Genomic DNA, 20,339 nt, shown 5'->3' on the forward strand with positions numbered 1-20,339 from the left:
TGTGGGGGGGGGGGCGGTGTACTCGCCGGCCCTTCTCTTTCCCCCTCGCCCCCCTCGCGGGCGGGGGGTGGGGGGGCCTCCGGGCGGGGGGGGGGGGCCGGCCCACCCGCGCCTGGGGCGCGACCTCCCCCATCGAGGGGGAGGTAGGTCTTTGCGCCAGCAGCCGCAGCCACATGTATTGCGCGGTGTTGGTGTCCTGGTACTCGTCGACGAGGATGTATTTGAAGCGCTTGTGGTAGTCCTTCAGCACGTCCGGATTGGCGCGGAAGATGCGGATCGGGTGGCAGAGCAGATCGCCGAAGTCGCAGGCGTTCAGCGTCTTCAGCCGCTCCTGATAGGCCTTGTAGAGTTCCCGGCCCTTGCCGTTGGCGAAGCTGCGCGCGTCGCCCTCGGCAATGTCGGCGGGGCCTTGGCCCTTGTTCTTCCAGCCGTCGATCATCTGCGCGAACTGCTTGGCCGGCCAGCGCTTGTCGTCGAGGCCTTCGGCCTGGATCAGCTGCTTGATCAGCCGTACGACATCGTCGGTGTCGAGGATGGTGAAATCGGATTTGAGCCCGGCCAGCTCAGCGTGGCGGCGCAAGAGCTTGACGCCGATGGAGTGGAAGGTGCCGAGCCACGGCATGCCCTCGACGGCTTCGCCGACGAGATGGCCGATGCGCTGCTTCATCTCGCGCGCGGCCTTGTTGGTGAAGGTCACCGCCAGGATCTGCGAGGGGAAAGCCCTGCCGGTGGCCAGGATATGGGCGATGCGGGTGGTCAGCACGCGGGTCTTGCCGGTGCCGGCGCCGGCCAGCACCAGGACCGGGCCTTCGGTGGTTTCCACCGCCAGCCGCTGCTCGGGGTTCAGGCCGCTGAGATAATCGGGCGCGCTGGGGCCGTTGCGGGCGGCCATGGCGCGCGCGGCTATGCCCGACGGGGCCGCGGGCCGCGCACTGGGTTCGTCGAAAAAGGGCATGTCTTCCGCAAAGCCGGACATCTCCCCCGAATGTAGTGATTCGGGAGCGAAAGACCAGAAGTGTCTACGTTTTGTTCTGCTAAAGTGCCCGATACTGCGGCTCAGGCCTTTCGGTAACCGAGCGCGACGAACAATCGATGTCCGAACGAGCGCGCTTCCCCTGTCATCACCATGCCAAAGGCCGTCAGCATCTGGTCGTAATAGCGGCTGCCCGCGGGTGACGCCAAGAATGTCGAGTACAGTCTGACATCGCCGAGCGGGAGATCCCGGTACGTATAAGCGCTACCCTGCATGGCATTCTGTTCGATGTTCTGGCGAATTTTCACGGATTGCTGACGCACCAGCGCCATGATCTGTTCGTCCGACAGAGGCTTTCCGGCTGCGCCCAGCATCCCCGTAACCATCGCGTAGCTCATGTTCAGCGCTATCGCCTCGCCGGTGTCGACAGCGCTGATATCGTCGATGATCTTGCGGTACAATTCGAGCCGGGCTGGATCCTTGGCCGGAAGCTCGGCGAGGATTTGCTTGCCCTCTGTCTTCTTGCTTTGCCTGCCTTCCGGGCCAGACGACTGAATTTCCAAAGCGGTGACGTGCTTGCCCAACGGGGAAGCGTAAAACGCTGCGAGGTCGGACAGATCGGTGGCCGACAGCCTGTCCGCCATCCGCGATTCGATGGCAGTCTCCATTTTGACTGCGTCGAAGGCGCCTTCCAGCGCGACCGACAAGGCGTCCTGGAAATTTGCCGGTAACGGTTCGGGTATGGATTTCGTGGCTGCGGCGATGCCGGGACCGATGCCCATCAGCATCTCGTGAAAGCCGTTTGCCTTGTTGATCTCGCTCAGCGTCTGTGCCGGCGCGGCCACTGTGCCGGCCGTGAGCGCGACGAAGCTACAGAGGACAAGGACTACGCGCGTCAGAGGCGAGGCGAATGACGTCACTCTGGTTGCTCCTGATGGTTGGTCCAAAGCAGACTGCTGGAAAACCCGGATGCCGGCAAGGCGGGATTGCCACCTGGGCGTGTGGCCTCGAAAAACGCCCTGTTACGCAACGGAGCCTGCGGCATGGCCGTTTGGTTTCGCCATGGATCGCTCCCCGGCGGCTTGACAGGCACGGCGGCCGGGAGAAGGTTGTACCGCCGGGGGCAGGATTGGCATACCTTTGCCCATGGCCGCGCCGCGGAATGCGCATCAGTCGAAGGAGTATCGTCTTGGCTGTCGTCATCACCTCCCTCATCCTGTTCCTCATCGGCCTGGCACTTGGCGGCGGCGGCGTCTGGCTCGCGATGCTCGGCGGCAGCTGGTACTATGTCATCACCGGTCTCGCCTTCCTGATCGCCGCATGGCTGCTCTTCCGGCGCAAATCGACGGCGCTCTGGCTCTACGCGGCGATCGTGCTCGGCACGCTGGCCTGGGCGGTGTGGGAAATCGGCTTCGACTGGTGGGAACTCGGACCGCGCGGCGGCATCATCGTGCTTCTGGCGCTGTGGCTGCTGACGCCTTGGGCAAGGCGGGGCCTGACCGGCCCCGACGCGCGCGCGCCGCTCATTCTGGCCGTGCTCGCATCGCTCGCCGTCGCCGGTTATTCGATGACGGCCGATCCCAAGGACATCGCCGGCGACCTCAGCGCCGACAAGGTGACGCCGACTGCCGATCTCGGCGGCAATGTGCCTCCCGGTGAATGGCACTTCTACGGCCGCACGCAATTTGGCCAGCGCTATTCGCCGCTCGACCAGATCACGCCCGACAATGTCGCCAAATTGCAGCCGGCCTGGACCTACCAGACCGGCGACGTGAAAGGGCCGGACGATGTCGGCGAAACCACCTACCAGGTGACGCCGCTGAAGGTGGGCGATGCGCTCTATATCTGCACGCCGCACAATTTCGCCATCGCCATCGATGCCGCCACCGGCAAGGAGAAATGGCGTTTCGATCCCAAGATCAAGCTCGACAAGGACCGCCAGCACCAGACCTGCCGCGGCGTGTCCTACTATGCCGATGCCAAGATCGCCGCCGGCCAGCCTTGCGCGACTCGCGTCTACCTGCCGACATCGGATGCGCGGCTGATCGCGCTCGACGCCGCCAACGGCCAGGTCTGCCCGTCCTTCGCCGAAGCCGGCACGCTCAATCTGTTGACCAACATGCCGTATCCGAAGTCGGGCTATTATTACTCGACCTCGGCGCCGCTGATTGCGGGCGGCAAGATCATCATCGGCGGCGCGGTCAACGACAATTATTCGACGCAAGAGCCGTCCGGCGTCATCCGGGCCTTCGACGTCGACACCGGCGCCCTGGTGTGGAACTGGGATTCCGGCAATCCGGACCAGACAACGCCGCTGGCGGCAGGCCAGACCTACACCCACAACTCGCCCAACATGTGGTCGACGGCAAGCGCCGACGAGAAGCTCGGCCTGCTCTATGTGCCGCTCGGCAACCAGACGCCGGACCAGCTCGGGATGGGCCGCAGCGCCAATGTCGAGAAGTTTTCCTCCTCGATCACCGCGCTCGATCTGGCCACCGGACAAGTGCGCTGGGTGCGGCAGACCGTGCATCACGACCTCTGGGACATGGATGTGCCGGCACAGCCGACCCTGGTCGACATCACCACCGCTGCCGGCGTCGTTCCGGGCCTGGTTGGACCGACCAAGCAGGGCGACCTCTACGTGCTCGACCGGCGCAGCGGCGAGCCGATCATCCCGATCAAGGAAGTGCCGGCGCCGGGCGGCGCTGTCGAGGGCGATCACACGTCGCCGACGCAGCCGGTCTCGGATCTCTCCTTCAATCCGAGGCCGCTGACCGGCGCCGACATGTGGGGCATCACCATGTTCGACCAGCTGGCCTGCCGGATCGAATTCCAGGGCCTGCGCTACGAGGGCCGCTATACCCCGCCGTCGGTGCAGGGGTCGCTGGTCTATCCCGGTAATTTCGGCACATTCAACTGGGGCGGCGTCGCCGTCGATCCGGTGCGGCAGGTGATGTTCGGCATGCCGACCTATCTGGCGTTCAAATCGCAGCTCATTCCGCGCGACCAGGTGCCGCCGCCGGATGAGGGGCGCGGCAGCGAGCAGGGGCTGAACCGCAATGAGGGCGCACCCTATGCGGTGGTGATGGGGCCGTTCCTGTCGCCGCTCGGCGTGCCCTGCCAGGCGCCGCCATGGGGCTATGTGGCGGGAGCGGACCTCAGAACCGGCAAGATCGCCTACAAGCACCGCAACGGCACCGTCTACGACATGACGCCGTTGCCCTTGCCGCTGAAGGTCGGTGTTCCCGGCATTGGCGGGCCGATGATCACCGCCGGCAGCGTCGTCTTCCTGGGCGCGGCGGTCGACGACTATCTGCGCGCCTATGACCTGACATCGGGCAAGCAGCTTTGGCAGGCCAGGCTGCCGGCCGGTGGGCAGTCGACGCCGATGACCTACACCGTCGCCGACGGCCGCCAGTTCGTGGTCATCGTCGCCGGCGGCCATGGCTCGGTCGGCACCAAGCCCGGCGACTATGTGATGGCCTATACGCTGCCGAAGTAGCAGCGATGTGACTTAGGTAAGTGATCGGCCCGGCAGATATTCTGGCAATGTCGCGCCGCCCCTCATCTGCCTGCCGGCATCTATACGGGGAGAAGTGCCCGGCAGGGCGATGAGGGGCAGCAGCAGCCTTGGTCAGCTTGCGTAAGAGATGGCCTTTGAGGCTGGGCACGGAGCCCAGTACTTCATTGGTTAGCTGCGGCCCTGTTTCGGCCTGCTGGATCAGCGTGGTGACGGCCGACGCCGGTCGACGCGGACCTTCACCATCCGAGCGGCGGCTGCGGCAGCAGCGGAGCGCATTGCCAGCAAGGCAGCAACAGCAAGCACGAGCGCGCTTGCAAGGATCGGAGTAGACAAGGTCATGGCGTTGTTCCTTCTCGTCGGGCTCGCCGCTACGAGCGAGACCATCATCAGCTTCCTTCCATATTGTGGCGGCACCATCGACATTCTCTGAAATGACCAAAATGTGATGGGCGCGTTCGGCGGGGCGGCCGCATCGTTCGATGGCGCAAGCGTCACCCATCCGAGACTGGACCGTGCGAGCTTGCACCCTATCTTGATCCGCGAGTCATCCCGGAGTGACCGCGAGGTCATCCCGGAGTGACCGTGAGATCATCTCCTAACGAGGAGCACGCCATGACGAAACCCACCGCCGAAGCCGTCAAACCTGCCAAACCTGCCATCACCCAGGCGATGATCGATGCCTATGACGAATACACGCATCTGACGCTCGACCGCCGCCGCTTCATGGAACAGCTGACCAGGCTTGCCGGATCGGGCGCGGCGGCGGCCGCCATCGCGCCGCTGCTTGCGGCGAATTCGGCGCAGGCGGCAATCGTCGCCGACAACGATCCGCGCGTGAAGGCTGAAGATATCACCTATTCCGGCAGCAGCGGTGAGATGAAGGGCTATCTGGTCAGGCCGGCGGACCAGTCCGGCAAGCTCGGCACCGTCATCGTGGTGCATGAGAACAGGGGGCTCAACCCGCATATCAAGGATGTGGCGCGGCGCGTTGCGCTGGAGGGGTTCGTGGCGCTGGCGCCGGATTTCCTGTCGCCGCTCGGCGGCACGCCTGCCGACGAGGACAAGGCGCGCGACATGTTCACCAAGCTCGACGCCAGCCAGGTCACCGCCGATGGTGTGGCGACCATCGCCTATCTCAAGGGCGAGAAGGACGGCAACGGCAAGGTCGGTGCTGTCGGCTTCTGCTGGGGCGGCGGCACGGTCAACAATCTGGCGGTCAACGCGCCCGATCTCGCCGCCGGCGTCGCCTATTACGGCATGCAGCCGAAGGCCGAGGATGTGGCGAAGATCAAGGCGGCGCTGTTGCTGCACTATGCCGGCCTAGACGAGCGCATCGACGCCGGCATCGATGCCTACAAGAAGGCGCTCGACGCCGCCCATGTCGAATACACCGTCTATGTCTATGACGGCGTCAACCATGCCTTCAACAACGACACCTCGGCCGCGCGCTATGACAAGAAGGCAGCCGATCTCGCCTGGGGACGGACGATCGCTTTCCTCAAGGAGAAGCTGGCGTAGGCTTCAGGCCGCCGACGACGCCCATACGCTCTCATAGGCCGGCGACAGCGTAAAGCCGGCCGGCAGCACCGAGACCGGGGGCGGACGCCGCACGCCCTCCTGCAGATAGCGCAACGCCGACACCAGTCCGTTCATCGTGTAGGGCTTGGCGATGACACCGATCGCGCCGGCGAAATGGTCGGGGATGCGTTTTGGATTGGCGGTCATGAACACCACCATGGAACGGTTACCCTCGCGGATATGCTCGGCAACCTCGACCCCGGTTGGTCCGTCGGCGAGGTGGATATCGACAAAGGCAATATCGGCATCGGCGGTATCAATCATACCTCTTGCTTCGGCCAACGATGTCGCCCAACCCACAACGCTGTGGCCGGCTTCCTCGACGAGGCTTTCCAGTTCCATCGCCAGCAACGCCTCATCCTCGACGATCAGGACCTTGAGCGGTTCGTTCATGACAGCTTCCCTTTCTGCTGCGGTTCGTTCGGCATCGAGATGACGACCTTTGTGCCCGGGCCGGCGTCGCGCCATTCGATGTCGGCATGCAACTGACGGGCAAGCGACTTGATCAGCCGCATGCCGAAGGAAGCATCGCCACTGGCCTCGGCCATGCCGACGCCGTCATCGGAAACCTCGATGTTGAAGTGGCCGTCGGGCTGGCTCATCTTGATGCCGATGCGCCCCGCCGTGGTGCCGTCCGGCTTTGCCTTGAAGGCGTGCTTCAGCGCGTTGGTGACAAGCTCATTGACCATCAAGGCAACAGGCGTGGCTTTTTCGGCCGGAATGACGATGGGTTCGAGGTCCAGCGTCGGCTTGATCTCGGCGCGTCCGGATGCGGTCAGCAGGTCGGTGACCAGATCCCTGGCGAAATCCGAGACATCGAAGCGGCTGACATCCTTTGACTGGTAGAGACGGCGATGCACCGTGCTCAGCGCCTCGATGCGCTCCAGCATGGTGGTCAGCGATCGCTTCGTCGCTTCATCCTTGATTGCCCGGCTTTGCATGATGATCAGCGAGGAGATCATCTGCAGGTTGTTTTTCACCCGATGGTCGACCTCGTGCAGCAGCGTGGTCTGCGCCTCAAGGGCGGCCTCAAGCTCGCGCGTGCGTTCCTTGACAGCCTTTTCAAAGCGGTTCTTGTCGGCGGTGATGCGATCCTCGGAGCGCTTGCGATCCGAGACGTCGAGCTGTGAGGCAAAGAAGAACAGGAGTTCGCCTTTGTCGTTGGAAACCGGGCTGATGTAGAGCGCATTCCAGAATGTCGAGCCGTCCTTACGGTAGTTCAACAGATCGATGGCGATATCGGTTCCCGCTGCTATCGCGTCGCGCACGCTAGCCACAGCTGCCTTGTCTGTCTCTGGCCCCTGCAGGAAGCGGCAGTTCTTGCCCATGACCTCGTCGCGCTCGTAGCCGGTCAGGCGCAGGAACGCGTCATTGGCAAAGACGATCGGATTGTCCGCCTGACGGGGATCGGTGATGACCATCGACATGCGGGTGGCGCGGATGGCGGCCGCGAACGGATCGCCCTTGCCGTGCTCGGCATGCAGATTGTCCGTCATGTGCCATGCGTCGGCCGGTTCCCTGGTCCTTTTCCAGTCCATGCTTTCACTCCAAGCCGTTTTTCAGGGGTCACAACGGCTTAGACGTGGAATTGGTTCAATCTTGATCTTCTTGTCGCAGGCAGCCGTTTGCGAAACCGAATCGCCGGTTGCGCAAACTGTCGAAATGAACGGTTTTTGAAGGTTGTCGGATGTAGTCGATTCGCTGAAAGCAGGGCTGGCGCCGACCTATAGAAATGATCAGGTCGCAATGGTCCGTGGCGGCGCTCGCCGGTGGCGGCTTTCTCAGAGCAGGGGAAACGTCAGGCGTGGCCACGCTTCATGCGCGCCTGCTTCAGGATGGCGCGCCAGCGGATCATGTCGAAGGGGATAGGCTCGTTGTTGTTGGCGATGTGGAAGATCTCGTTGTTGACGTTCTTCAACGAGCGCCAGAAATCATAGTCGGTGATGCGCGGATCGGCAGCCAGCCTGTCCACCTCGACCTTGATGTCGGTTTTCATGCACGTTCCTCGAACCGCCTGCTGCCCGCCGCCCGCGTCGCAACTCGCATCGCACCGTTCTCAAACGGTCAGCTGAGTCGTTCAATGGCCCAAATGGCTTGTTCACGTTAAAACCTTGGTAAGGTTAACGCGGGCGCAGCAGCGCTTCAAGCGGTCCTGCGGCGAATACCGATCGAACGGCCGGCGCGTTCGGGCATCGGCAGTGCAGAGTGGGCGGCGCGCATCGCTTCCACCTTGGCCTGCACGTCGGCGGGGAAGGGCGCGACTTTCGGCCCGGACATGTCGACATGCAGCGACAGGGTTTCGGAAGTGGCGGCGAGCCAGCCATCGACATGGCGGATTTCCTGATAGGCCCGCAGCCGCTTGTCGTCGTGATCGATCAGCTGGAAGGATACGACGACCTTGTGTTCAAGGTGCAGTTCCTGGACATAGCAAACATGGACTTCGGCCGTGTAGATGGTCAGGCGCCGCTCTTTGACATAGTCCAGCCCCATGCCCATCGCCTCGAACGCCTCATCCGAGCAGCGGTCGAACAACACGTTGTAATAGGCCATGTTGAGATGGCCGTTGTAGTCGATCCAGTCCTTCTCGATGTCCATCGGCTTGGAAACGAAGGGGGCAGGGATGGGCATGGAAACTTCCTTGTTCTGGTGCTGGACCGAGTTCAGTGCTGGACAGGCTTCGGCCCGTGAGACTAGAGCGGTTCGCCGTCTCGCGGAAACGGCGAACCGCTCTAGTTTTTTGTTGACGCAATCCCGGACGGAAAACCGCTTCACACTTTTCCTGGAATTGCGTCATGTGCATCAATAATCGCATAACAAGCGTGGACGCTGGTCCATTCGCGGAGGAATTCATGGCTCTGAGCGACCTCAATCCGGTCGAACGCAACGAGGAGGGCATTGCGGCGGTCCTCGGCATTCTCAAGCAGCAGCTTGGCGAACGCTTCCAGACAGGCGCGGCGATCCGCTCGCAGCATGCGCATACCACCACCTATATTCCGACGCAGGCGCCTGACGGTGTCGCGTTCCCGGAGACGACAGAAGAGGTGCAGGAGATCGTACGTGCCTGCGCCGCGCACCGCGTGCCGGTCATCGCCTTCGGCGTCGGTTCCTCGCTGGAGGGCCACACCAACGCGCCGGGTGGCGGCATCTCGGTCGACACCTCGCGCATGAACCGCATCCTGTCGGTCAACCCCGAGGATCTCGACTGCACGGTCGAGCCTGGCGTAACGCGCGAGGATTTGAATCGGCACCTGCGCGATACCGGCCTGTTCTTCCCCATCGATCCCGGCGCCAATGCTTCGCTCGGCGGCATGGCGGCAACGCGGGCCTCCGGCACCAATGCGGTGCGCTACGGCACGATGCGTGAAAACGTGCTGTCGCTGAAAGCCGTCATGGCCGATGGCGAGACGGTGACGACCGGCAAGCGGGCGAAAAAGAGTTCGGCCGGCTACGATCTGACGCGGCTTCTGGTCGGCTCGGAAGGCACGCTCGGCATCATCACCTCGCTGACCTTGAAGCTGCAAGGCATTCCGCAGGCGATCTCCGGCGGCGTCTGCCCGTTTCCAAACCTCGAGGCGGCCTGCAACGCGGTCATCGCGACCATCCAGATGGGCATTCCGGTGGCGCGCATCGAACTGGTCAATGGGCTGCAGATGCGGGCGATGAAGAATTACTCGAAGCTCGATTATCCCGAGAGCCCGTGCCTGTTCGTCGAGTTCCACGGCAGCGATGCCGGCGTCGCCGAACAGGCCGAGACCTTCGGTGCCATTGCTGAAGACAATGGCGGCGGGCCATTCCTTTGGACCAGCGTCGCCGAGGAGCGCACGAAACTCTGGAAAGCCAGGCACGATGCTTATTGGGCGTCGCTGACGCTACGGCCGGGCGCCAAGGGTCTTTCGACCGATGTCTGCGTGCCGATCTCGCGGCTGGCCGAATGCGTTGCCGAAACCGAGGCCGACATTGCCGAGATGGGCCTGGTTGCGCCGATCGTCGGCCATGCCGGCGACGGCAATTTCCATGTGCTGGTGCTGATGGATGTCAACGACCCCAAAGAGATCGCGCTGGCGGAGAAATTCGTCTCGCGGCTGAACATGCGGGCGATCGCCATGGACGGCACCTGCACCGGCGAACACGGCATCGGCCAGGGCAAGATCGGCTTCCTGCGCCATGAGCTCGGCCATGGTGTCGACATCATGCGCTCCATAAAAAAAGCGCTCGACCCGCAAGACATCATGAACCCAGGCAAGATATTACCTGCATAGCCGAAATGTGAGGAGCGGCAATGGATACCCTGATTATAAGGGCATCGCTTGGCAAGACACTGTTATTGCTGTCGGCCAGCCTCTTCTTTGTCCTGGCCTGCGCTTTCCTGATTTATGTCTCCGAGGACGGCGACACCGCCGGCCTTTGGTGGTGCGTGGCCTTTTTCGGGCTGGTCGCGTTGGTGTTTGCCTGGCAGCTTGTGCGGCCGCAGATTCTGGTGCTGAACGGACAAGGTTTCAGTCTCGGCGGAGGCCTTGTTCGATCGCCCAAGCTGGTCCCCTGGAAGGATATCGAAAGCTTCTTCGTCGTCCATCGCCGGCGCAGGATAGGCGATATGATCGGGTACAATTTCGCACCGGGGGTCAAGAAAAGCTCCGTCATGGGCAGCGTGACCAAAAGCCTGGGCGCCGAAGCCGCATTACCCCAGGGCTGGACATTGTCCCTCGAGGAGATGGTGGTGCTGCTGAACGAATATCGCCGACGGGCCATGGCAGGATAGTCTCTTACGCACAGGCCGGACCGCGGTCAAAGGCGTCCAAAAATCTCTGCTCTTCCAGATACATCAGAGATCAAGCAACTCTGGATGAATTGCCTCTTTATCGACACGCTGATGCGGGTAGAGTGCGGCTGACTTTCAATCAACCCGTTCGGAGCTGATGCTCGCACGCCTGTTCGTGATCTTCGGTGGCTTGTTTGTGCTGGTGCTGGTAGCGGCGCTGGTGGTGCCGTATTTTGTCGATTGGACCGGGTACCGCGCCCAATTCGAGCGCGAGGCGAGCGCCATTCTCGGCCGCAAGGTGACGGTGCAAGGCGACGCCACGGCGCGGCTGTTGCCGTTCCCCTCGGTGACCTTCTCAAACGTCACGGTCGCCGGCGGCCCCGGCGGCCAGCCGGCAATGACCGTCGAGACCTTTTCGATGGACGCGGAACTGGCGCCGTTCCTGCGTGGCGAAGTGCTGATTTTCGACATGCGGCTGGTGCATCCGAAGGCGACGATCGACATCGCCGATAACGGCACGGTCGACTGGGCGATACGGCCGTCCTCGCCCTTCGACCTCAACCAGATCTCGATCGAGAAGCTGACGGTGACGGAGGGAGAAATTGCGCTCCGCCATGCCGCAGGCGGGCGCAGCCATCTGATTTCCGAGATCAATTCGACCATCTCTGCCAAGTCGCTGGCCGGGCCGTGGCGCATGGACGGAACGTTGCTGCTCGATGGCCTGCGTTCGACGGTTGCGGCTTCGACCGGCAAGGCCGAAGGCAGCGGCCAGATGCGGCTGAGGCTCAAGGTCGATCCCGATACCTATCCACTGGTCATCGAAACCGACGGCAATGCAGGCATCATCAATGGGGCTGCCGTCTATTCCGGCCAGTTCAAGATTTCCGGCAACGACAAAAACAGCGCCGAACTGCGCGGCAGCGATGGCGAGAGCGTCAAAATCAGCGCCGGCAAACCCGATCCGGGCTTCCGGCTGAACGGCAAGTTCTCGCTCGACCACCAGAAGCTCGGCGTCGACGAATTCCGCTTCGAGACCGGGCCGCTCGACAATCCCTACACAGCCGACGGCAAGGCTTCGGTCGATCTCGGCCTTAGGCCGAACTTCGCCATCGAGGCCAATGGCGCGCAGGTGCAACTGGACGAGGCGGTGGGCGCTGAGAAGGGCGCCGGCCTGACGCTGGACCAGCGCATTGCCGGGATCGAGCAGGCGCTGCTCGAACTGCCGAAGCCGAGCATCCCCGGCACTGTCGAGGTCAAGCTGCCGGCGGTGGTGGCTGGCGACACCACGGTGCGCGACGTGCATCTCTCGGCCGAGCCGGTCGAGGGCGGCTGGTCGGTGAAATCGCTGGCCGCGACCTTGCCCGGGCGCACGACGCTGGAAGCCAGCGGCATGCTCAGCGTCGAAGATCATTTCGGTTTCAGCGGCTCCATGCTGCTGGCTGTGGCGCAGCCTTCCGGCTTTGCTGCCTGGTTGTCCAAAGATGTCGACGAGGCGATCCGCCGGCTGCCGGCCGCCGGCTTCAAGGCCAAGGTGGACCTGTCGGAGAAGCGCCAGGCGTTCAGCGATCTCGAACTGATCCTCGGCAAGTCGAAGTTCACCGGCCGCATCGATTCCAGCCAGCCCGACGACGCCAAGTCCTCGGTGCTGATGCGGCTCGAGGGCGGCGAACTCGATGTCGACGGGCTGACGGCCTTCGCCTCGATCTTCGTCAGCGACAAGGGCGCCAACCGCTTTTCCGACCGTGACCTCGATTTTCAGATCAAGGCAGGGCCGGTCAATGCCGGCGGGCTCACCGCCGACACGGTCGATACCGCGCTCCGGCTCCGCGACGGGCTGCTCGAAATCGACCGGCTGTCGATTGGCGGCCTTGCCGGCGCCTCGATCAGCGCCACCGGCCGGATCAAGGATTTTCCGGCAAGCCCGACCGGCAAGCTCGATGCCTCGGTGGTCGCCGTCGATCTGAAGCCGCTGATCGACATTGCCGCGCAACATTATCCCGACAATCAGGTGCTGAAGGGGCTGGCTGGCCGCACGGCCGCCTATCCTGAACTGTTCCAGGACGCGCGCGTCGATCTGGTGGCGAGCGCCGCCGACAATGGCGACGGCACGACCGGGCTGGCGGTGAGCGGACAAGGCAAGGCCGGCGGTTCGGCCTTTTCGGCGTCGCTGTCGGGCAAGGGTGCCGTCGGCCAGTTGCTCGACGCGCCGGTGACGCTGACCTTCAACGCCAAAAATCCCGACGCCACCGTGCTGCTGGCGCTCTACGGCCTGCCGGCGCTGCCGCTCGGCATGCTCGGCCAGGCAAGCACCGATATTTCGGCCAAAGGCACGTTTGGCGGCGGCCTGGCGACGAGCTTCAATTTCGCCGCCGACGACTTCAGGGCGACGTTCGACGGCACCGTTGCTCAGACACCGCAAGGCGCCACCGCCAAGGGCAAGATCGGCCTCGACGCCTCCGACATCGAGCCCTGGCTGATGACGACCGGCGCCGGCCTGCCGGGCATGGGAACGGGCACCTCGACCTCGCTCAGCGCGGATGCCGATTTCGGCAATGGCCTGCTGGTGTTGAGCGGTCTCAGCGGATCCATCAACGAGTCGGAGATTTCGGGCGACGTCAACATCGATGCGAAGCAGGGGCTGCCGCATTTTGCCGGTGCGCTGGCGCTCGACGAACTGGACCTCGACCCGATTGCGGTTGCGCTGTTCGGTGACCAGTCGTTCCTCAGCAGCAACGCGAACTGGCCGACGGCGCCATTCAGCCAGAAATCCAGCCTGCCGTTCAGCGCCGATCTCGATCTGACGACGGCGACTCTTGCCGCCGGACCGCTGGCGACAGCCTATGATGCGTCGCTGTCGTTGAAACTCGACCAGGAAGGCATCCGCGTTTCGGACCTGAAGGCAAAACTGCTCGGCGGCGCGCTCACCGGATTGTTCGAGTTGAAGAACACGGACGGCACGGGGCTGTTCTCCGGCCAGATGAGGCTTGCCGGCGCTGACCTGGCGACCGTGCTGCCGGCTGCCGGCTTGAGTGGCAGCGGCGACTTCTCGACAGGGCTGTCGACCAGCGGCAAATCGGTCGACGCGATGATTGCCGCACTCTCCGGCTCGGGCACGGCGGCGCTGAAAGGCCTCACCATTGCCGGCGTCAATCCCGATGCCTTCGGCGCGTTGATTGCCAAGGCCGATGCGATCGGGCGCGACATCGACGTGGCCAAGACCGCGGGCTTTGCACCTGAGATCGCTGGCGACGGCAGCTTTGCTGCCGGCGATGCCGACATCGCCTTCACGGTCGCCGGCGGCACGTTGCGGGCACCACCGATGAAACTCGAAAACCAGGCGGCGACGCTGTCTGCCGACATCACGGCCGACCTCAACACCGGCACCGTCGCCACCAAGGGCGCTGTCACCTACAAGCCTGGCGACGAGGCGCTGATCGGCTCCGATCCGACAGTCAATTTCAGCGTCGATGGGCCGTTCGGGGCGCTGAAGAAGCAGTTCGACAGCGAGCCGCTGGCGCAATTTTTGACCCAGCGCGCGCTGGAAAAGGAGCAGCAGCGGGTCGAGGCGATGCAGGCCGCACTGCTCGAGAAGCAGCGGCTGCGGCGCGAGGTGCGCTACTACGCCGCCCTGCAGACCGAGCGCGACAAGGCCGCCGAGGAATTGCGCAAGCAGGAGGAAGCGGCACGGCTCAAAGCCGAGGCCGACGCCAAGGCGAAGGCACAGGCCGATGCGAAGGCACAGGCCGAAGCGGATGCCAAGGCCAAGGCGGATGCCGAAGCAAAGGCCAATGCCGATGCGAAAGCGCAGGCAGAGGCTGACGCAAAGGCCAAGGCAGATGCGGACGCGAAAGCCCAGGCCGAAGAGCAGGCTGCCGAAGACGCCGCCAAGGCCGAGGACGAACGGAAGAAGGCCGAACAGGCTCGGATCGCTTCGCAGGAAAAAGCCAGGCTGGAGGCCGAGCGCAAGGCTCAGGAGCAGGCGCCGAAGGTCGACCGCTCACTTCCCGGCGTCAATGACGGTTCGGCCCCGGCGCCGCCGAAGCCCAGGACAAATCCGTTCTCGGTCGACAATTTGCTGAAGTCGCTGGGCAATTAAAAACCATTCAGACAGCGCCGCGCTTGGCCCAGTCCAGCACATGCAGCCTGAGCGCCGAGGACAGGTTCGCATCGCGCGGTCTTGTCTCGTCGATCTCCGCGACCAGGGCAGCAAGGGTCAGCTTGCGCGCGGCGGCGATGGCGACGAGATCGTCATAAAAGGGTTTTTCGAGGGAATAGCTGGTGCGATGGCCGCGGATGGTCACGGAGCGTTTTTCGACCGGGCTCACCGCAGGCGGTCCATCAATCGCCCTGGTCTTCCGGGCGTTCGCGGCGGTGGCCGGCGACGAATTTTTCGGCCTTGTCCGATGTCAGACGGTCACGAGTTCTTTCGGCTTTGGAACGGCCGTGCAGAGCGCGGTTCTCGCCGGCGAGCTTTTCCTTTTCGGTGCGCGCCTTCTGCTTGCGGACCTGGCGAAGGTTGACGATTTCGCCCATGTCGCGCCGACCGTCCCGCTACTTCTTGCGGAAGGCGTCGAGCGACACGACGTCGGCGCTCTTGCCGGCGGCGGCATCGGCCACGGCGGGCTTTTTCTCGGCCTCAGTGGCAGCTGCCTTCTTCTCGGCCTTCGGCTTTTTCTCGGAGACGATAGCCAAAGGCTCGGGAGCCGGCTGGGCGGCTGCATCGTCTTCCGCCGGGACGTCGGTCTTGACGTCGAATTCGAGTTCGAAATTGACCGATGGGTCGTAGAAGCCGCGTACGGCCGAGAACGGGATTTCCAGCTTCTCCGGCACGTCGGAGAAGGACAGCCCGACCTCGAAGCCGGTATCGGTCACCTTGAGGTCCCAATACTGGAACTGGATGACGATGGTCATCTGTTCGGGATAGCGCTCGCGCAGCCTGGAGGACACCCGCACGCCCGGCGCGCCGGTCAGGAATGTGATGAAGAAATGATGATTGCCGGGAAGGCCGGTGCGCGCGACTTCGGCCAGGACCTTGCGCATGACGCCGCGCAATGCCTCCTGGGCCAGAATGTCGTAGCGGATGTGGTCGTCGGCCATGTGCTGGTCGGGTTCCGTTGAATCGTCCGCATAGCTGTAATCAAGCTTGAGCGCGGCGTAAACCGGATATAGATCGCTGATGCGCCGAAGCGAAGCCCGTGACGAACGATTTGATCGCCGGCTTTGACGTTCAGGCGCTGGCCAGCTGTTTTTCCACCGCTGCCGCTGATCTGCGCTTGCCGAAGGCGCGCAGGAAGGTGCGCACGCCGTGGGTGGCGGATTGCAACACTTCGTCTTCGGACGGCATGCCGCCTAGCATGAAGGTGGTCTGCAGTTCGGCGTTGGCCAGCGCCAGGAACTGGCGTGCGGCGACATCGGGATCGTCGACTGCGAGATGGCCGGCATGGGCGAGGCGGGCAAAACGGGCGGCAAGTGCGGGCCAGGTCCGGCCCGGCCCCTGGTCGCGCCATTCTGCGAAGAGCTCGGGATAGCGCTCGCCTTCGGTCTGGATCAGCTTGCGCAGGAAGCGTCCGTCGCGGTTGCAGATGCAGTTCTGATTCATGCGCACGGCAAAGCCGATCAGGTCGGCTTCCAGATCCTTCGGCTGGTCTGGGAAAGAGGCGAAGGTGGCGAAGATGCCGGCATTGCAGCGCTCCGTCAGATCGCGCACCACAGCCACGAAGAGCTTTTCCTTGTCGCGGTGGTGATTGTAGATGGTCTGGCGCGACACGCCGGCCTCCACCGCGATCAGGTCGATATTGGCGCCGGCAAAGCCTTCCCGGCAAAAGACCGAAGCCGCCGCATCGATAATCGACATACGCTTGGCCTCGTGGCCGCGTGGCGGGAAAATGTCAGGAGAAACGGCAAGCTTCATAGAAATCTATATAGAGGTGATTGACGAATTAGACAAGGCTGTCTAAATTTGTGGACACAATAAATGGGGAATTCGCTCCGTAGAGACGAATAATCTCGCTCTGAGCCGTCGGATTTCAACGGGATGGAACGTCCTAGGGTTAGTCGTCGCGTTGGCGGCGCCAACCAGACTTGAAAGAAGCCTTTATCATGAGTCCCAAATTCCTCCGCATCGCGGTCGTGCTCGGCCTGTTGTCCGCTATCGGCCCCTTCGCCATCGACATGTATCTGCCGGCGTTGCCTTCGATCGGCGAAGATCTGCATGCCGGCACCGCCGCCGTTCAGATGAGCCTTTTGATCTTCTTCCTGTCGATGGGCTTCGGCCAGATCGTCGTCGGACCGATCTCCGACATGGTCGGCCGCAAGCTGCCGCTTTACGGCGGCCTTGCGCTGTTCATGGTCGGCGGCATCGGTTCGGCCATGAGCCCGACCATCGAATGGCTGATCGCCTTCCGTTTCCTGCAGGGACTGGGCGCCAGCGCCGGCATGGCGGTGCCGCGCGCCATCGTGCGCGACCTGCACACCGGCACCGAAGCCGCCAAGCTTATGTCGCTGCTGATGCTGGTGTTTTCGGTGTCGCCGATCCTGGCGCCGCTGACCGGCAGCCAGATCATCGAGAATTTCGGCTGGCGCGCCGTGTTCTGGACGGTGACGGGCGCGGCCCTGCTGGCCACCATTCTGCTGGCGACCTCGCTGAAGGAGACGCGGCCGGCGGAAGAACGCGTCGGTTCCTCCTTCGGAACCGCACTCGCCGGCTATCGCTTCCTCATGGGCGACCGCAATTTCCTCGGCCTGGTGGCGATCGCCGGCTTCGGCATCGCCAGCTTCTTCGTCTACCTCTCGAGTTCGTCCTTCATTCTGATCGACCATTACGGGCTGTCGCCTTCCGTCTACAGCGTGTTCTTCTCGATCAATGCGGTGGCCTTCATCGGCATGTCGCAGCTGACGGGACTGCTGTCGGAGCGCTTCGGGCTGAAGCGCGTCGTCTGGGTGGCGGTGACCGGCTATGCCACGACGATGGTGGTGCTGTTCGCAGTGATGGCGACCGGCGTCGACCGGCTCGATGTGATGGCGGCACTGCTGTTCGTCGGCTACGGCTTCCTCGGCCTGGTCATCCCGACGACGTCGGTGCTGGCCATGGAAGAGCATGGCGAGATCGCCGGCACGGCCTCGGCGCTGATGGGTACGCTGCACTTCGCCATCGGTGCGCTGGCGATGGGCGTCGCCGGCATCTTCTTCGACGGCACCCCGCTGCCCATGGTGGCCGGCATCACGCTCTGCGCCGTAATCTCGTTCACGCTGGCCAAACTGACGCTCGGCCGCTCGCGCGAAGCCGTTGAAGCGCCGGCCGAGTAAGCTGACCGCAATCGACCGGAAAGGCCGGGTCATCCCGGCCTTTTTCACGTCTGGGGTAATCCGGCCCCGGCCAGAACCACGGCCTTCGACCGACGCCAGCGGCAAATTGCACCAGCTCATGGCTCAATTTGGTGTAGGCTTCGCGGCCCATCGTCATGCGAAATCCGGCCAGCGGCAGCCGGCATTGAGCGTACGATATCGAGGAGGGGAGAAGTGGAGGTTTCTGTTGCCAGGTACCTCCGAACCCCGCCTAGAAGTGCGAACCTCTAGGGCTTGATTTGAAGCTATCGCACCGCTTACGCGGCGAGACGTGCTTCCGCATAGTTGTCATTTGCAACTACAGGTTTAGCCCGATGACGGTGGTACCATGCCGGGCAAAAGTACGATCTTTACACCTTCGTCGATCCTATTTCGCCCCCAGCAACAGCCGCTCTGATCACAGAGCGGTTCTTGGTGGAGGCGCCGGGTACCGCCCCCGGGTCCGAACGGCTTATTACATCGCCCATTTATCGCCATAGTCGGTCAAGCCGACAAAACGAATATAGGGGGCGGGCGCACAAAATGAAAGGCCGCAATGACACTTCTTGGCCGCACCAAACTGCGGCGCCGAGGGTTGACTCGCGCGCGGTCTCAACCGAAGCTTTGCGATGGTGAGGAGTATCGACCGAGCGCACAAGTTGCGGCAGCGCGCCACAGCCCTCATCGATCGGATCCCGTGGCGCCGACATGGGGAAATTTGATGGCCGATTATCTCGCAGACGTGAAGAAATACGACGCCGCCGCAAATGCCGATGTGGTTGCCAAGATTGTGAAACATCTGGGCATCGCGCTGCGCAACCGCGATTCCTCGCTGGTATCCTGCACCGACCCCAAGGAATTGGAGCGCGTCAAGACCAACTGGGTTGCCAAGAAACTCCGCGTGACCGACGGGGCGAAAGCCGACTCAGCGATCGAGAAGACCTGCAAGGCGTTGGCCGCCGACAGCTCCAAGAGCCGCGTGACTTTCTACTATCTGGTCGCCAAGGATCTGGGCAAGCTCGGCTCTTTGTAGAGATTATTGCCGATAGGCAGAGCGCGCGTTTGATTTTGCTCCTCACCGGAGGTCAGCACCGCCCCTCATTGCCCTGCCGGGCATTTCTCCCCGTATAGTGACGGGGAGAAAGGGCCGACCGCAGCCTTGGCTCTCTCTCTCTCTCTCGAACGCTTGTGATTGGCGAAACCGCTGATCACAGCGCCCCTCTCCCCGTCCCTATACGGGGAGAGGATGCCGGCAGGCAGGTGAGGGGCAGCGCTAACCCTTGAAGAGTGATGGGGCAAGCCGCGTTCTGGTCCTTTTGCTGTGTTCGGCCGGCGGCCAGTCGGTTATGATGGCGGTAACCCCGAATCGAGGCGAAGCCGATGCGCCAGTATCTCGACCTTTTGCAGCATGTGCTGGACAATGGCGCCGACCGTGGCGACCGCACGGGCACCGGCACGCGTGGGGTGTTCGGGTACCAGATGCGCTTCGACCTGTCGCGCGGCTTTCCCGTCACCACCACCAAGAAGCTGCATCTGAAGTCGATCATCCATGAACTCCTGTGGTTCCTGGCCGGCGACACCAACATCAAATACCTTAGAGATCATGGCGTTTCGATCTGGGACGAATGGGCCGACGAGAATGGCGATCTCGGCCCGGTCTATGGCAAGCAGTGGCGCTCCTGGCCGGATGGCCATGGCGGGTCGATCGACCAGATTGCCAATGTTCTGAAGGAGATACGCAGGAATCCGAATTCACGCCGGCTGATCGTTTCGGCGTGGAACCCGGCCGAAGTGGAGGCGATGGCGCTGCCGCCCTGCCACTGCCTGTTCCAGTTCTACGTCTCGGACGGCAAGCTGTCCTGCCAGCTCTACCAGCGCTCGGCCGACATTTTTCTCGGCGTACCCTTCAACATCGCTTCCTACGCGCTGCTGACCCTGATGGTGGCGCAGGTGACCGGGCTGAAGCCCGGCGAGTTCGTCCATACGCTGGGCGATGCGCATCTCTATTCCAACCATTTCGAGCAGGCGCGCGAGCAATTGCGGCGCACACCCAAGGCGCTGCCGACGCTGTGGATCAATCCGGAGGTGAAGGACCTGTTCGCCTTCCGCTTCGAGGATTTCCGGCTGGAAAACTATTTTGCCGACGCGTCGATCAAGGCGCCGATCGCGGTCTGATCCGTCCA

The 20,339-nt window shown here is 63.1% G+C and carries 19 protein-coding genes and 1 other RNA gene; 8 read left to right on the plus strand and 12 right to left on the minus strand.

Annotated features, from left to right (window positions below; all coding sequences use genetic code 11):
* Both NKJ80_RS29000 and NKJ80_RS29005 read right to left on the minus strand, forming a co-directional pair.
* Nucleotides 1-976 (minus strand): ATP-dependent helicase (locus tag NKJ80_RS29000; RefSeq protein ID WP_352498812.1); only part of this gene is annotated, 976 nt, incomplete at its 3' end.
* A gap of 80 nt (nucleotides 977-1,056) precedes the next feature.
* Complete coding sequence (locus NKJ80_RS29005) at nucleotides 1,057-1,893, minus strand: DUF2059 domain-containing protein (RefSeq protein WP_352498813.1); 837 nt, start codon at nucleotides 1,891-1,893, stop codon at nucleotides 1,057-1,059.
* Between the two features lie 242 nt (nucleotides 1,894-2,135).
* Here NKJ80_RS29005 and NKJ80_RS29010 point away from each other — a divergent pair, with 242 nt between their 5' ends.
* On the plus strand, nucleotides 2,136-4,475 hold the full coding sequence (locus tag NKJ80_RS29010; RefSeq protein ID WP_502902247.1) for a glucose/quinate/shikimate family membrane-bound PQQ-dependent dehydrogenase: 2,340 nt from the start codon (nucleotides 2,136-2,138) through the stop codon (nucleotides 4,473-4,475).
* 219 nt (nucleotides 4,476-4,694) lie between these two features.
* On the opposite strand, the gene NKJ80_RS29015 is transcribed toward NKJ80_RS29010, so the two are convergent.
* A complete protein-coding gene (locus tag NKJ80_RS29015; protein ID WP_352498815.1) occupies nucleotides 4,695-4,835 on the minus strand; it encodes a hypothetical protein in 141 nt (46 codons plus the stop codon).
* A 273-nt stretch (nucleotides 4,836-5,108) separates the two neighbouring features.
* Here NKJ80_RS29015 and NKJ80_RS29020 point away from each other — a divergent pair, with 273 nt between their 5' ends.
* On the plus strand, nucleotides 5,109-6,014 hold the full coding sequence (locus NKJ80_RS29020) for a dienelactone hydrolase family protein (protein ID WP_023729329.1): 906 nt from the start codon (nucleotides 5,109-5,111) through the stop codon (nucleotides 6,012-6,014).
* A gap of 3 nt (nucleotides 6,015-6,017) precedes the next feature.
* Here the strand turns inward: NKJ80_RS29020 and NKJ80_RS29025 are convergent, their stop codons facing one another.
* The 4 genes from NKJ80_RS29025 to NKJ80_RS29040 form a co-directional block, all read right to left on the minus strand.
* Nucleotides 6,018-6,467, minus strand: a complete 450-nt coding sequence (locus tag NKJ80_RS29025) for a response regulator (RefSeq protein WP_023668313.1) — start codon at nucleotides 6,465-6,467, stop codon at nucleotides 6,018-6,020.
* Nucleotides 6,464-7,612: a histidine kinase dimerization/phosphoacceptor domain -containing protein gene (locus tag NKJ80_RS29030; RefSeq protein ID WP_023667428.1), complete on the minus strand. Its 1,149-nt coding sequence runs from the start codon at nucleotides 7,610-7,612 to the stop codon at nucleotides 6,464-6,466. The genes NKJ80_RS29025 and NKJ80_RS29030 overlap by 4 nt, the downstream gene beginning before the upstream one ends.
* Nucleotides 7,613-7,872: 260 nt before the next feature.
* Nucleotides 7,873-8,070, minus strand: a complete 198-nt coding sequence (locus NKJ80_RS29035; RefSeq protein WP_013531006.1) for a hypothetical protein — start codon at nucleotides 8,068-8,070, stop codon at nucleotides 7,873-7,875.
* A gap of 146 nt (nucleotides 8,071-8,216) precedes the next feature.
* Nucleotides 8,217-8,702 carry a thioesterase family protein gene (locus NKJ80_RS29040; protein ID WP_023712460.1) on the minus strand — a complete coding sequence of 162 codons (486 nt, stop codon included), beginning with the start codon at nucleotides 8,700-8,702 and terminating at the stop codon, nucleotides 8,217-8,219.
* 221 nt (nucleotides 8,703-8,923) lie between these two features.
* On the opposite strand from NKJ80_RS29040, the gene NKJ80_RS29045 reads away from it, so the two are divergent.
* The 3 genes from NKJ80_RS29045 (at nucleotide 8,924) to NKJ80_RS29055 (ending at nucleotide 14,929) form a co-directional block, all read left to right on the plus strand.
* Nucleotides 8,924-10,333: an FAD-binding oxidoreductase gene (locus NKJ80_RS29045; RefSeq protein ID WP_352498816.1), complete on the plus strand. Its 1,410-nt coding sequence runs from the start codon at nucleotides 8,924-8,926 to the stop codon at nucleotides 10,331-10,333.
* 65 nt (nucleotides 10,334-10,398) lie between these two features.
* Nucleotides 10,399-10,833: a hypothetical protein gene (locus NKJ80_RS29050; RefSeq protein ID WP_352498817.1), complete on the plus strand. Its 435-nt coding sequence runs from the start codon at nucleotides 10,399-10,401 to the stop codon at nucleotides 10,831-10,833.
* A gap of 157 nt (nucleotides 10,834-10,990) precedes the next feature.
* Complete coding sequence (locus tag NKJ80_RS29055; RefSeq protein WP_352498818.1) at nucleotides 10,991-14,929, plus strand: AsmA family protein; 3,939 nt, start codon at nucleotides 10,991-10,993, stop codon at nucleotides 14,927-14,929.
* 7 nt (nucleotides 14,930-14,936) lie between these two features.
* Here the strand turns inward: NKJ80_RS29055 and NKJ80_RS29060 are convergent, their stop codons facing one another.
* The 4 genes from NKJ80_RS29060 to NKJ80_RS29075 all read right to left on the minus strand — a co-directional run bounded on the left by NKJ80_RS29060 (nucleotide 14,937) and on the right by NKJ80_RS29075 (nucleotide 16,744).
* Entirely contained in the window at nucleotides 14,937-15,158 is a 222-nt protein-coding gene (locus NKJ80_RS29060) for a ribbon-helix-helix domain-containing protein (protein WP_023668319.1), read from the minus strand.
* A gap of 13 nt (nucleotides 15,159-15,171) precedes the next feature.
* Nucleotides 15,172-15,366, minus strand: coding sequence for a DUF4169 family protein (locus tag NKJ80_RS29065; protein WP_023667420.1), 195 nt, complete (start codon nucleotides 15,364-15,366; stop codon nucleotides 15,172-15,174).
* Between the two features lie 18 nt (nucleotides 15,367-15,384).
* A complete protein-coding gene (locus NKJ80_RS29070; protein ID WP_352498819.1) occupies nucleotides 15,385-15,930 on the minus strand; it encodes an SspB family protein in 546 nt (181 codons plus the stop codon).
* A gap of 130 nt (nucleotides 15,931-16,060) precedes the next feature.
* The gene (locus NKJ80_RS29075; protein ID WP_023699584.1) at nucleotides 16,061-16,744 is read right to left on the minus strand and encodes a TetR/AcrR family transcriptional regulator; all 684 of its coding nucleotides are present in this window, start codon (nucleotides 16,742-16,744) and stop codon (nucleotides 16,061-16,063) included.
* A gap of 188 nt (nucleotides 16,745-16,932) precedes the next feature.
* On the opposite strand from NKJ80_RS29075, the gene NKJ80_RS29080 reads away from it, so the two are divergent.
* Nucleotides 16,933-18,138, plus strand: a complete 1,206-nt coding sequence (locus NKJ80_RS29080) for a multidrug effflux MFS transporter (protein WP_023667417.1) — start codon at nucleotides 16,933-16,935, stop codon at nucleotides 18,136-18,138.
* A 212-nt stretch (nucleotides 18,139-18,350) separates the two neighbouring features.
* Here NKJ80_RS29080 and ssrA read toward each other — a convergent pair.
* Nucleotides 18,351-18,709, minus strand: a transfer-messenger RNA (tmRNA) gene (gene ssrA / locus NKJ80_RS29085).
* 168 nt (nucleotides 18,710-18,877) lie between these two features.
* Here ssrA and NKJ80_RS29090 point away from each other — a divergent pair.
* Together NKJ80_RS29090 and NKJ80_RS29095 are read left to right on the plus strand one after the other, a co-directional pair.
* Nucleotides 18,878-19,189, plus strand: a complete 312-nt coding sequence (locus NKJ80_RS29090; RefSeq protein ID WP_352445601.1) for a DUF2853 family protein — start codon at nucleotides 18,878-18,880, stop codon at nucleotides 19,187-19,189.
* A 347-nt stretch (nucleotides 19,190-19,536) separates the two neighbouring features.
* A complete protein-coding gene (locus tag NKJ80_RS29095; protein ID WP_023688064.1) occupies nucleotides 19,537-20,331 on the plus strand; it encodes a thymidylate synthase in 795 nt (264 codons plus the stop codon).
* Nucleotides 20,332-20,339 lie beyond the last annotated feature (8 nt).

The sequence above is a fragment of the Mesorhizobium sp. M0030 genome (assembly GCF_040323695.1).
Lineage (GTDB): Bacteria > Pseudomonadota > Alphaproteobacteria > Rhizobiales > Rhizobiaceae > Mesorhizobium.